General features: G+C 58.4%; 13 protein-coding genes. 5 read left to right on the top strand and 8 right to left on the bottom strand.

Annotated elements, in window-relative coordinates:
* Window positions 1-259 precede the first annotated feature (259 nt).
* From ispH to rnhA, 3 genes are read left to right on the top strand one after another with little or no spacing between them, the layout of a single operon-like run.
* Entirely contained in the window at window positions 260-1,252 is a 993-nt protein-coding gene (gene ispH / locus AC33YF_RS10400; protein WP_491777136.1) for a 4-hydroxy-3-methylbut-2-enyl diphosphate reductase, read from the top strand.
* Window positions 1,253-2,221, top strand: coding sequence for a homoserine kinase (locus tag AC33YF_RS10395; RefSeq protein ID WP_491777135.1), 969 nt, complete (start codon window positions 1,253-1,255; stop codon window positions 2,219-2,221).
* Between the two features lie 11 nt (window positions 2,222-2,232).
* Entirely contained in the window at window positions 2,233-2,685 is a 453-nt protein-coding gene (rnhA, locus tag AC33YF_RS10390; protein WP_491777134.1) for a ribonuclease HI, read from the top strand.
* A 6-nt stretch (window positions 2,686-2,691) separates the two neighbouring features.
* On the opposite strand, the gene AC33YF_RS10385 is transcribed toward rnhA, so the two are convergent.
* On the bottom strand, window positions 2,692-3,177 hold the full coding sequence (locus AC33YF_RS10385) for a peroxiredoxin (protein WP_491777138.1): 486 nt from the start codon (window positions 3,175-3,177) through the stop codon (window positions 2,692-2,694).
* Between the two features lie 155 nt (window positions 3,178-3,332).
* Between AC33YF_RS10385 and AC33YF_RS10380 the strand changes: the two genes are divergently transcribed.
* The gene (locus AC33YF_RS10380) at window positions 3,333-3,518 is read left to right on the top strand and encodes a YMGG-like glycine zipper-containing protein (protein ID WP_491777133.1); all 186 of its coding nucleotides are present in this window, start codon (window positions 3,333-3,335) and stop codon (window positions 3,516-3,518) included.
* Between the two features lie 10 nt (window positions 3,519-3,528).
* On the opposite strand, the gene AC33YF_RS10375 is transcribed toward AC33YF_RS10380, so the two are convergent.
* The gene (locus tag AC33YF_RS10375; RefSeq protein ID WP_491777132.1) at window positions 3,529-4,374 is read right to left on the bottom strand and encodes a protein-disulfide reductase DsbD domain-containing protein; all 846 of its coding nucleotides are present in this window, start codon (window positions 4,372-4,374) and stop codon (window positions 3,529-3,531) included.
* Window positions 4,375-4,557: 183 nt separating this feature from the next.
* Here AC33YF_RS10375 and AC33YF_RS10370 point away from each other — a divergent pair, with 183 nt between their 5' ends.
* Window positions 4,558-5,163 (top strand): YqgE/AlgH family protein, encoded by a 606-nt coding sequence (locus tag AC33YF_RS10370; RefSeq protein WP_491777131.1) that lies wholly within the window; start codon window positions 4,558-4,560, stop codon window positions 5,161-5,163.
* 38 nt (window positions 5,164-5,201) lie between these two features.
* On the opposite strand, the gene AC33YF_RS10365 is transcribed toward AC33YF_RS10370, so the two are convergent.
* The 6 genes from AC33YF_RS10365 to AC33YF_RS10340 all read right to left on the bottom strand — a co-directional run.
* Window positions 5,202-8,264 (bottom strand): EAL domain-containing protein, encoded by a 3,063-nt coding sequence (locus tag AC33YF_RS10365; RefSeq protein WP_491777130.1) that lies wholly within the window; start codon window positions 8,262-8,264, stop codon window positions 5,202-5,204.
* Window positions 8,265-8,300: 36 nt separating this feature from the next.
* Window positions 8,301-8,888: a GNAT family N-acetyltransferase gene (locus AC33YF_RS10360; protein WP_491777129.1), complete on the bottom strand. Its 588-nt coding sequence runs from the start codon at window positions 8,886-8,888 to the stop codon at window positions 8,301-8,303.
* A 15-nt stretch (window positions 8,889-8,903) separates the two neighbouring features.
* Window positions 8,904-10,184 carry a M16 family metallopeptidase gene (locus AC33YF_RS10355; protein ID WP_491777128.1) on the bottom strand — a complete coding sequence of 427 codons (1,281 nt, stop codon included), beginning with the start codon at window positions 10,182-10,184 and terminating at the stop codon, window positions 8,904-8,906.
* A complete protein-coding gene (thrC, locus tag AC33YF_RS10350; protein WP_491777127.1) occupies window positions 10,181-11,602 on the bottom strand; it encodes a threonine synthase in 1,422 nt (473 codons plus the stop codon). Before thrC ends, AC33YF_RS10355 begins: the two co-directional genes overlap by 4 nt.
* Window positions 11,603-11,688: 86 nt before the next feature.
* Window positions 11,689-12,417: an SURF1 family protein gene (locus AC33YF_RS10345; RefSeq protein ID WP_491777126.1), complete on the bottom strand. Its 729-nt coding sequence runs from the start codon at window positions 12,415-12,417 to the stop codon at window positions 11,689-11,691.
* 8 nt (window positions 12,418-12,425) lie between these two features.
* Window positions 12,426-12,598: DUF983 domain-containing protein (locus AC33YF_RS10340; RefSeq protein ID WP_491777137.1), on the bottom strand; the 173-nt coding region annotated here is incomplete at its 5' end.

Raw genomic sequence — 12,598 nt, 5'->3', positions numbered from 1 at the left:
GTCCTTGCGTCCCAACTCTCCCTGTCCTTCGCTTGACATGTCGGGCGTCCAAGCCTGATATGCGCGTGTCCTTTGGTTACGAACGACCAACGCGCTCCCCGGGCCGCCATTTGTGCCGAAATTATCGGTCGATGTCAGTCCTCACAAGAGTTGTGTCAGGCAGCCGAAGCGGGAAAACCCGCCTAATGTAGGCACGCTCGGCGCAGTTTTGGGCTGAATTGGGGCCGTGGGGTCGAAACAGAGCAGATCTGGAGCGTGGATGACCGGAACGGCACCCAAAACACAAACACGTACCGAACGGCCAAAGCTTACCGTTTACCTTGCGTCACCGCGCGGCTTTTGCGCTGGCGTCGACCGAGCAATCCAGATTGTGGAGCTGGCGCTTGAGAAGTACGGCGCGCCTGTTTATGTGCGACACGCCATCGTCCACAATCGCTATGTCGTGGAATCCCTCGAGGCGAAAGGCGCCGTCTTCGTTGAGGAATTGGACGAGATCCCGGACACCGACGCGCCAATCGTTTTTTCGGCGCACGGCGTGCCAAAATCCGTTCCCGACGACGCACGCAACCGCCGCATGTTTGTACTGGACGCAACGTGCCCACTCGTCTCCAAGGTGCATATCGAAGCAGAGCGGCTGTTCGATCGCGGGTATGAGATCTTGTTGATCGGTCACGCCGGTCACCCGGAGGTCGTCGGCACGACCGGACAGTTGCCGCCAGGGGCAATCCGTCTGATCGAGACGGGCGAGGATGCGAACACGTTCGTACCGAAAGATCCCTCGAAGCTTGCCGTCATTACCCAGACGACTTTGTCTGTTGACGACACACGCGAGATCATGGCGGCGCTGCAAAAGCGCTTCCCCGACATCGTCGTCCCGCGCAAGGACGACATTTGTTACGCAACAACGAACCGGCAGGAAGCGGTGAAAAAGATCGCGCCGCACTGCGACCGTGTCATTGTCGTCGGCTCACCGAACAGCTCGAACTCCATGCGTCTCGTCGAGGTCGCCGAGCGCGCGGGTTGTTCGCGCGCCATGCTTTTGGAAGAGGGTGGCGACATTGACTGGAGCGACTTCGAGAACATCCGCAGTATGGGTGTAACGGCCGGAGCATCAGCCCCCGAAGTTTTGGTCAACGGCATTCTCGATGCTTTCGCAGAACGCTTCGAGCTTCACCTGGAGACCGTGACGACCGCCGAGGAAACTATCTCTTTCAAGTTGCCTCGACCCTTGAGAGACTCGACGGCGGCATAGATGGCTGTCTACACGGACGTTGGCGATCAAGAGCTTGAGGCCTTCATCGCGAGCTACGATATTGGCTACCTTACATCGTTCAAGGGCATAGCCGAGGGTGTCGAGAACACCAACTATCTCGTCCACACGGATGCAAATCCTTACATCCTGACGCTCTACGAAAAGCGGGTGAACGAAGAGGACCTGCCGTACTTCTTGTCGTTGATGGAGCATCTGGCAGCACGCGGCATCACGTGTCCGCTGCCGGTGCGTGATCGCGAAGGACGCATTCTGCGGGAACTCGCAGGGCGGCCCGCCGTGCTGATCAGCTTTCTGGAAGGGGTTTGGATACGGCGCCCAGACATCGTGCACTGTGGCGAACTCGGCAAAGCGCTGGCCAATTTCCATTTGGCCGGGCTCGATTTTCCCATGCGACGCGAAAACGATCTCTCGCTCTCCGGCTGGAGATCACTCTTCGACGATGTACGGGCAGCTGCCGATAGTGTAATCCCCGGCCTCCGGGGCGTTGTCGCCGATGAGCTCGATTTCCTCGCTACTCAATGGAACAACGACCTGCCGGCCAGCGTTATCCACGCGGATCTGTTTCCCGACAACGTGTTCTTTCTCGGAGACAAACTCTCCGGTCTTATCGACTTCTATTTCGCTTGCAATGACATGATGGCGTATGACGTGGCCGTCTGCCTCAATGCCTGGTGTTTCGAGCCAGACGCCTCTTTCAACATCACTAAAGCGCGCGCGTTGCTACAGGCCTATGGACAGACGCGACCTCTCAACGAGAATGAACTCACCGCACTGCCCGTGCTCGCGCGCGGCGCTGCACTGCGCTTCCTCCTGACCCGCACATACGATCTGTTGAACACAGACGAAAATGCACTCGTAAAGACGAAAGACCCGCGCGAGTACTTGCGGAAGCTACGATTTCACCAAAGCGTGCAATCCTATCGCGCGTATGGGCTTGATTCGGACTGAGGACAAGTACGATGACGCCCCGACCAAAAGTACTTATTCACACCGATGGCGCTTGTTCGGGCAATCCAGGCCCGGGCGGCTGGGGTGCGATATTGGAGTCGGGGCCGCACCGCAAGGAACTCAAGGGTGGTGAGGCCCACACGACCAACAACCGTATGGAACTAACCGCAGCAATCGAAGCGCTAGAGGCTCTGAAAGGGCCTTCGGACGTTGAGCTCTACACCGACTCGAATTACCTGCGAGGGGGCATTACGGGTTGGATGAATGGATGGAAGCGCAACGGTTGGCGCACGACAGATAAGAAGCCAGTCAAAAACAAAGAGCTGTGGCAACGGCTCGACCAAGCGGAAGCCATGCATAACGTCAACTGGCATTGGGTCAAGGGCCATGCCGGCCACGACGAGAACGAGCGGGCCGACGAACTCGCGCGTGAAGGCATGGCGCCCTTTTTAGGGCGAAATTAGGCTGCCCTAAAGCGAGGAGAGAATGGACTCAGCGGTGGAAACGCCGGCCTCGCCCGGGTCCTCTTCGGTCTTCAAGAGCGTTACCACCCCGTCCTCCACGATCATCGCATAACGCTTTGACCGCGTGCCGAGCCCAACACCACTTCCGTCAAAATCCATACCAATCTTCTTTGTGAACTCGCCGTTGCCGTCGGATATCACTTTGACTTTGTCGGCCGCCCCCGTTGCTTGGGCCCAGGCGTCAAGCACGAACGGATCGTTTACTGCCACACAAACGATCTCGTCTACGCCCTTGCCCTTGAATGTACCGGCAGCGTCGATAAAGCCGGGCAGATGCTTGAGGTGGCAGGTAGGGGTGAACGCGCCTGGCACGGCGAACAAGACGACCTTCTTGCCACCAAACACATCCTTAGTGCTCAGAGTGTCGATCCCATCAGGCCCCATGAGGCGGAATGTTGCATCTGGGAGCACATCTCCTTCGGCGATAGTCATACGGGTCGTCTCCTCGTTTGTTTGATACCAGCGGCACTGCGACTGCCAACCAGCATACCGCTTCGCCTCCGAAGCGCCAATCGACTGGTGGAACAGCATGGGCTGACCTTGCGTTAAATACTGCGGCCATAGAAACACGACGAGTAGATAGCCCAATGACGAGAATTCGCATCGCGGCAACTGCAATCGTCAGCCTTGCGCTGGCCGGTTGTACGACTGGTGAAAAACGCGTGAGCGGGGCGGCCATTGGCGGCGTCTTCGGAGCGGCAATCGCGGGGCCCATTGGCGCTGGCGCCGGCGCCGCTGCTGGCGCTGCAGCAGCACCTAGCATTGCGCGGTGAGCCAAGGCGGCTATCGCTGCGACAGAGTCGTCTCACTTGCGCCCTGATCGGAAACAAGTGTGAAGGTGAGAGGCTTACCCTTGATAGCGTTCGCCTCATCTTTCGTCGGGAAAACGACTGAAAACCGCTGTCGGCCATCCTTGAGCGGTCCGAGCGCCTTCGGGACGGGCACCAAAACGTCAGCGCTTGTCACAAACAAATCGGTGTTGGTGGCACCAGGCTCAAAAAGCGCTTCGACCTCAAGAGTTGGCTCCGCCCCCTCGAAGTTAGCCGTTAACGCCCCAAGTCGCGGTAGCGACGTCGCACTCTCTGGATGGGGGACAAGCGCGCTGGCCTGTTCGATTAGCCGGGCATCGCCTCTTCCGAGTTCGGCCGGAATAACCGCTGTTAGATCTACCGAGTTGGGGATGCATAGATCCTTGCAAAGGCCGTAGTCGAAGGTCAACGACAGCTGAATAGGCTTGTCCGCCTGCTTAGGCGTGACCCGGATGGGGAACACAACTTCGTTGTCATACCCAATTGCCGTTCCGTTCGCATCAGAGAAGCGATGGGGAACCGGATAGAAGACATCGACGCTCTTGAGGTTCTTGGAACCCGACCAATCGAAAGTCGGCGGCACGCCGGAGTCCCCTGGATTCCGCCAATAGGTCTTCCACCCGTCCTCCATGCGAAGCTGCACGCCAGCATAACGGGCCGCCTCACCTTGCTCTTCGATGGTGCCGCTTACGAGACGAACCTTGGAGTTGATCTGGCTCGACCAGGGGGACTGGCCCGGCGAGGCTGCATGGACAGGACTACCAAGGGCTGAGCACAACACAAGGCTAGCAACGAGGACAGCGAGACTGAAGGGCTTCATTAGCCCTCTTCTCATCATAAAGTTCAACATTGTGGGTGAACTTAATTGCTCATGTCGTCTCAGGCGAGCGCGACTAAGCTATTTGAGAGTCACTGTTTTGTGAGCAGAGACATGACAATTCGTCAACTTGCCTTATTTGCTCTTCCCCCTTCCCTGAAACGGTAACTGCTGTAGCATGATCGCATGGATTCAGACCCGCATTCCAACGACGAAAGCTATCTAGACGGTCAGCTATTGATTGCAATGCCGTCCATGGAAGACCCTCGCTTCTCCAGATCGGTCATCTACGTTTGCGCGCACTCATCAGAGGGCGCGATGGGAATCATTATCAATCAAAGAGCGCCCAATATCAGCTTCACGGAACTCTTGGAGCAACTGAAGATCGTTCCCAACCAAGAACGTATCTCGCTGCCTTCCGCTTTAAATGCGATGGACGTGCATTTGGGAGGACCCGTGGAGACAGGTCGCGGATTTGTTCTCCACAGCGCTGACTATTTCAAAGCCGAGAGCACGCTGCCCATTAATGACAGCGTATGCTTGACGGCCACAATCGACATACTGCGAGACATCGCAAAAGGCAGCGGCCCCGATAAGGCGCTGCTTGCTTTGGGCTACGCCGGGTGGGCGCCTGGTCAGCTGGAGGACGAGATCCAGTCCAATGGCTGGCTGAACTGTCCCGCAAACCCGGAACTGGTCTTCGACCAGGCGGTTGACCGAAAGTACAATCGGGCTCTCGATAGCCTTGGCGTTGATCCCAGCCATCTGGTAAGCGACTCCGGTCACGCCTAGTCGCGTCATCCACTGATTTTCACAAATTGGCGAATACACTAGGCCTGCGCTGTGGTCGGCCCCGGCAAGTTCGGCATGTCGCTCCGGCTTTGCACTTCCACATCGAGCCCCGGCTGTGTTTGATCGGCTTGCGCCCGCTCGCGTTCCCTACGTTTGCGATGGTTTGCCAACGCGTTGAGGAGCGCCCCAACATCCCGGGCCGACATTGGCTCGCCATAGTAGAAGCCTTGTCCGAACTCGCAGCCAATCGAGCGAAGATAGTTTGCATCGCTCTGCGTCTCCACTCCTTCGGCTACTACTTCCTTGCCGAGTTCGTGAGCCAGCGTCACGATGGAGCGCAGGATCAGTGGAGCCTGGTCGTCGATCATATTGTCTTGCACAAGCGACTTGTCGACTTTGATGATATCGAACGGGAACCGATGCAAGTAGCTGAGTGAGCTGTAGCCTGTTCCGAAATCATCCAGTGCCAGGCTCGCCCCGTATGACTTAAGCCAGGTAAGAATTTCGACCGCCTGTTCTGGATTCTCCATTGCTAGAGATTCTGTTACTTCGAGTTTGAGCGTGCCGCGAGCTACTTGTTCCCGTGCAAGGAGCAATCTGATCTCCTGCACCATATCTTGCCGGAACAGCTGCCGACTCGAAACGTTCACGCTAACGAAGAGCGGGTCGCGGTCGCGCGGCAGAACGCGATGCCACGTTGCTGCCTCGTCAAGTGCCTGACTAAGAACGTAACTGCCTAACTCAACAATCAGGCCCGATTCCTCCGCGAGCGGCATAAAGTCTTCAGCGGTCAGCCGGCCTCGCGTCGGATGATCCCACAGCATGAGGGCCTCGAATCCAGCCAGCTGGTTTGAAGCGAGTCGAGTAATCGGCTGATAGAGCACCGAAATCTGCTGGCGTTGCAGAGCTGTACGAAGCTCGCTCTCGAGAGGAAGACGATTTTCCTCCTCCGTCCGCATCGCCGGGTTAAAGATCTCGATCCGGTCCGCGCCTTGGCGCTTGGCTCGAAGCATTGCCAACTCGCCGTCACGCAACATCTCTTCAGCGTTGGTCTGCAAGCCGTCGTGCACTACGATACCGATCGACGCCGTGAGAATGATCTCCTTAGTGCTAATCTTCATCGGTGTACGGAGCGCCCGGCGCACACGTTCCGCCAAAGTCGCAACGTGATGGGGGTCACTATCCGATACCAACAGAATCGCAAACTGGTCTCCGCCGATACGGGCGATTGTATCCTGCGGATTGAGATGGCGAGACAACCGACGCCCTAGCGTCAAGAGCATCGAGTCACCGATCACAAGACCCAAGCTCCTGTTGACGTTCTTGAAACGATCGATGTCGATAAAGAGGACCGTCGGACGGTTCGCTTGCCCCTCCGCCGCCCGCGTTATGGCGCCGTGCAATCTATCCATAAGGAGTTGACGATTGGGAAGACCTGTGAGGCTGTCATGCACAGCGTCATGCATGAGACGCTCGTGGGAGCGCTTCAGATTTGTCACGTCACGCAAGAGTCCAACGCAGCGGAGAAGACGTACATTCTCGTTGTGTGCTGCCTGAGCGTTTAGCTCATACCAAAGATATGTTCCGTCATGTCGGCGCAGACGGAAATCTGTCTGAAGATCTCCGCCCTTCTTTTCTTGCAAAGACTGCATCAGCAGCCGAAATCGCTCACGGTCCGAAGCATGCATATGCTTTAAGAACTCGCTGACAGAGACATTGAGCGCCCCTGGCTCCAAACCTAGCTCCGTTTCGACCTCATGACCCACGGTGATCAGATCTCGCCCCGCATGCCATTGGAAGACATGCGTGCCGGAGCCATCTACAGCCAGCGACTTCATCTGTACGAGACTGGGTGGACCAAGGCTCAGCGCTGACCCGGCCGTATGGAACGCAAATTGGGTAACAGTGAACCCCAGTAAGACGAGAATGAGCACGAGCCCTGCGACGAGGCTCGATCCGACGACCTCGCCCGAGAGCTTCCCGGTGACGATCATCGATGCGCCCAACAACCAGACGATCAAGAGCATCCAGCTTGGGATCAACGACAGCGCGCGGTCCTGACCACGAAGAGCGAAATAAGCGATCAAGACCGTGCCTACGGCAGCGATGATGATTGTCGAAGAGCGTGCGAGTCCTGCGGCGGTTTGAGGATCGACGATCGCAATCCCGACGAGTAGGAACTGCGCTGCGATCCACACCAGGAACACGCTGCGAATCCATACGTGCCACAAGCCAATCCGCAAGAATGTGTAAAGGAACAGCGCTAGGCTCGCCGCAAGGCCGGCTTCCGCAGCAGCTCGGTAGGTCGCCGTCCGGTCTGGACCGACGGCGAACAACTTATTCCAAAACCCGAAGTCTACGCAGAAATAGACCAAAGCAGCCCATGCAACGAGCGCGGTGGCCGGAAAGATTGCACGGTGGTTTGCAGCGAAGATCGCCGTTAGGAAAATCGCTAGTAGCCCTGTTATGCCAAGCAGCACACCTTTGAACAGCATGCTGTCTTGCTGCTTGGCCTGATAATATTTGGGCGTCCAAAGCGTAAGCTGCGGAACCTTTGAAGATGCTAGCTCCGATGCGTAGGTCACCGTCTGGCCCGGCTCCAAAGTCAGCCGGAACATGTCGGCTCTATCGCTTTTGAGCGGCTCTGGCCGAAAACCGAGCGAGGGTGTAACCGCCGTAATTCGGGGCGCATCGAGTTCTGGCCGGAATACACCCGAATTCGCAAGCGTGTACCGCGGGGCCACGAGCCAGCGAACGATCCTCTCATCTGTCGGGTTCGAAAGAGCAAAGACAAGCCAGCTTGGATCTGTGCCGGGTGTCGAGGCCTGAACGGCCATTCGGCCGATATAACCGTCAGGGCCAGGCGCGGTTTCGATCTGGAGTCTATCTCCGCGACCCTCGTAGAGCTCCCCTTTCGTGGTGATCTCCATTTTGGGCGCTGCGGGGTCCACCGCGATAGCCTCGATGGCAGAAGCAACGCCGGACAGCCCCGGAAGCATCAGCGACAACGCGATCAACAAACCATAGGCGAACGAAAGGGCCCCGTGTCGGCACCACCACCGCTTCACAGGGTCCGTTGGCACGGCGCACTGGGCGCTCACCGAGCCATTCGTCGCCACACTTACCCTCCCGTTCCTCTAACCGCGCGAATCTGTTTCCAAAAGCGCGTAGAGCACATGATCGCGCCAGTCGCCGTTGATGCGCAAATACCGGCGCGCGAGCCCCTCCCGCTTGAACCCTACCCGTTCCAGGAGCCGCATCGAAGCTGTGTTTTCCGGCAAGCATGCCGCTTCAAGTCGATGAAGCTCCAGCGAATCAAAGACAAATGGGACAACCGCGCGAACTGCCGCGGTCATAAAGCCCTGCCGCGCGTGTGCGGCCCCTACCCAATAGCCAAGTGTGCAAGACTGCGTCACGCCGCGCCGGACGTTGCACAACGTGATTCCACCGACGAGAGACGTAGAGCGGGTATCGTAGACAAACAACGCGTAACCCACGTCCTCCCGCATATCGCGCATATAGTGGCGGATACGGCGGCGGAAAGAAGCTCTGGAAAGTTCGTCGGGTGCCCAGAGAGGTTCCCAAGGGACAAGAAAATCTTGGCTCGCGGCGCGCAGTTCGGCCCAAGCTGAGTAGTCCGACATTTGTGGCGCACGCAAGAGCACGCGGTCGGTCTCAATTACGGGACCAAAGTCCCCTGGGGTGGCGGCTCGCAGCAAGGCCATTCGTCAGCACCCTCGTTACGCGGCTCTGCTGGCAGGGATCGTAAACCTGTCCGCCACAGCCTCGAATCGTCCAAGATTAGCAACGGGGCCCACAGTCGCAAGACTCAGGGGCGTTCCGAGAATTTTCTGCAACAAGGTCTGAAGATCGGCTGCATCGACCGCCTCGATCCGCTCGACGAGTTCCGCTGTAGGCAGGACACGACCACGGAACAGTGTGTGGCGCGCCAGTTGCTCAGCCCGTGCGCTGGAACTCTCAAGGGCGGCCAAGAGCCCCATCTTCATTTGCGCTTTCACGCGCCCGAGTTCAGCCTCGCAAAAGCCGGCGTCGGCCGCCCGGTCCAATTCGTCCCGAATAACGGAGAAGAGCTCGTGCGCCTTCTCGGAGGCACCCGCCGCATGAACGACGAACATACCGCTATCCGTAAGCCCTGTTGCGAAAGAGTATACTGAGTAGCAGAGCCCTCGACGCTCTCGTACTTCCTGGAAGAGCCGCGATGACATGCCCCCGCCAAGCGCACCGGAGAGGATCTGAGAGGTGAAATAGTCCGGCTGATGGTAGGCGGGGGCCTCCAGGCCAATCATCAGATGCGTTTGCTCAAAGGGCTTGTTCGACTGACGGCGCCCGCCGCCATAAACTGCCTTCTGAGGGACTGGCGTGCCATCGGAGGACAAACTTGGCAGTCGGCGCTCGGCCTCCATCACAAATGTGCCGTGGTCCACCGCGCCTGCGGCCGCGAGGACCATGTTCGGTGCATGATAATGGGTGCTTAGATACGAGCGCAGATGATCCCGTTCAAAACCGCATACGCTGTCCGCCGTGCCGAGTATCGGGCGACCCACTGGCTGATCGGGGAACGCCGCCTCTGATAAAAAGTCGTAGGCAACGTCGTCAGGAGAGTCCGAACTCGCCGCAATCTCCTGAAGAATAACGTCGCGTTCACGCGCAAGCTCTCCGCCATCAAAGCGAGGCTCCAAGATGATGTCGCTCAGGATATCCAAGGCTAGGGGCAGATCCTTTTGCAGCACGCGCGCATAGTAACCTGTCGAATCGACAGACGTCGCCGCATTCAAGTCGCCGCCAACAGCTTCTATTTCCTCAACAATTTCGCGTGCTGAGCGTCGCCTTGTGCCCTTAAACGCCATGTGCTCGAGGAAATGGGCTACGCCGTGTTCCGACAGTTGTTCGGAACGGCTCCCGGCCCCGACCCAAATGCCGAGCGATACAGTTTCGACTTCAGGCATAGCGTGAGTGACGACTGTGAGACCGTTGCTCAGCGTGGACTTAGTGACACTCACGCTTCGGCTCCCGTCAGTGGCGCCGAAGCCTGCACATGGTCGACAACGAAGCTAGAGACCGTCGCCAGGTCGGCTGGTAGCGTCGTGCAACGCTCCTCGCTACCAAGCCTTACGGCGAGGCGTTCGGGCTGCGTCGGTGGAACGCCGATGGCGCGGTGCACAGCGTCCGGGAACTTGGCCGCATGGGCCGTTGCTAAAATAATTATGGGGGTGACGCCGAGCCCAGGCTCTTGTTGGGCGGCGGCGATGCCGACGGCTGTGTGTGGATCAACCACAATGCCGGTCTCTTCAAAGACCCCCCGAATTGTCATCTGCGTCACATCTTCTCCGGCAGAATGGGCGCTGAAAAGGTCGCACAGCTGCCCGAACTCGCCCTGGCTCAGCGCGAATGACCCTTGGGTGCGCAGGTCCCCCATCAAGCTCCGAACGCGGGACGCATCCCGTCCGGCAAGCTCGAACAGTAGGCGCTCGAAATTGCTAGCAAGCTGGATGTCCATGCTGGGGCTCGAGGTCGCTATGACACTTTGCGGCTCGAAAGTTCCCGAGGCCAATGCGCGAGGAAGACTGTCATTGAGGTTCGTGGCGATAACGAGGCGCTGGACCGGCAAGCCCATCGCGCGGGCGGCGTAACCCGCGAAAATATCACCGAAATTTCCTGTTGGCACTGAGAAGGCTACCGGCCGATGGGGTGCCCCGAGCGCAACTGCGGACGTGAAATAGTAGCCGATCTGGGCGAGTATGCGGGCGAAGTTGATAGAGTTGATCCCGGTCAGCCCAAGCTTCGCGCTCAGCTCCCGATCGCCGAACATCGCTTTTACGATCGCTTGGCAATCGTCGAAGGTCCCCTCCACTGCGATGTTGTGAATATTGGCCTCGGTCGCTGTCGTCATCTGGCGGCGCTGCACATCGCTTACGCGGCCTTTGGGGTGAAGAATGAAAACGTCAATGGACTCAAGACCGCGAAAGGCCTCGACCGCCGCAGCACCCGTATCGCCCGAAGTGGCGCCAACCACCGTTGCCCGCTCCCCTCGCCGCTTGAGCGCACGGTTCATGAACCGTGCCACGACTTGCATCGCGAGGTCCTTGAACGCCAGCGTCGGCCCGTGGAATAGCTCCAACACAAAGCTGTTGGGACCAATCTGCACAATGGGTGTCGTGGCGGGATGATGGAAGCTGTCATAGGCTTCCGCAAGAACCTCACCGAGATCGTTCAGGCAGGGGTCGCCCTCCAGAAAAGGGGACATCACGCGGTAAACTGCGTCGGCGTAGTCGAGGCCTGCCAGGGCGGCTATCTCGTCTGGCGACAGGCGAGGCCAGGTCTCGGGCATGAACAGGCCACCATCTTCGGCAAGAGCAGCGAGAAGGGCACCCTCAAACGAGAGCGCTGGGGCGGACCCGCGCGTTGAAATGAACTTCAAAATCTGCCTCTCACCGGAATTTTGAGACTTTTGCGCCAGACCCTAGCCGCCGAAGCGCAGACCCGCAATATGGCCGAGCAGTAGGGTTAAGTCCGCCTTCCGGACATTACGCTCCAGACATAGGCGACGTAGACCGCCAGCAGACAGGCCGCCAGCAAGAACCACGTGACAGCGTACTGAAGGTGCTTATTGGGTAACTCCAGACGTGTCTGCCCGCCTTTGGGCCATCCGCCGGGAACTTCGCTCGCATCCGCCTCGAGGAAGAAGGGGAGCACTTCCACTGTTCCGCTTGGAAACATGGATCCGGCCATCGTGCTGAGGTCCCGAGTGAACCACTGGTTTGCCTCTTCATTGTTGGCGGGAGAAAAGAGATTGGGCTCTTCGCTAGTCCGCAAGAGCCCCGTCACCGTCACGACGTCCTGGAATTGCCCCGAAACCCTGGTGCTGGGATCTTTGCGGTCTTCGGGCACGTAGCCGCGATCGACGAGGATGATGCGGCCGGAAGCCGTCTCGAGCGGCGCGATGACGCGCCAACCAGGCCGGCCGTCTTGCGAGATTGTGTAGTAGTGGCGCTCTCGATCATTGTGGAACCGACCCTTAGCCTCGACGCGAAGATAGTTAGGATCACCCCACCGCTTCGAGAGCTCGATGGCACGTTCGAGCGAAACAGGGCTGCGCTCCGTACGCGTCTCGATTCGATCAATAATGCGCTCTTTCCATTCGAGACGCTGAAGCTGCCAGCTGCCGAGCGCAATCAGAAAAGCAAAGCCAATGACTGCTGCCACTGTTAGCCGAATAAGGGCGGGTGTCGTCATGGCTTCACTCAGCCGTCCACGATCACTTTGCCTTCTTCGGCCTTGTTCCGGTACTGGAGCGCAATTAAAACGCCCTTGAAACTACGGAGCAGCAGAAGTGGCAAGATGAGTGCAGCTGCCCCCCACGCAAGTGCGTGAACCCAATAAGGCGGCTGGTACACGGCTTCGACGTAGAGCGCTG

It is taken from the genome of Methyloceanibacter sp. (genome assembly GCF_058506495.1).
This window is presented reverse-complemented; position numbering and strand designations above follow the sequence as displayed.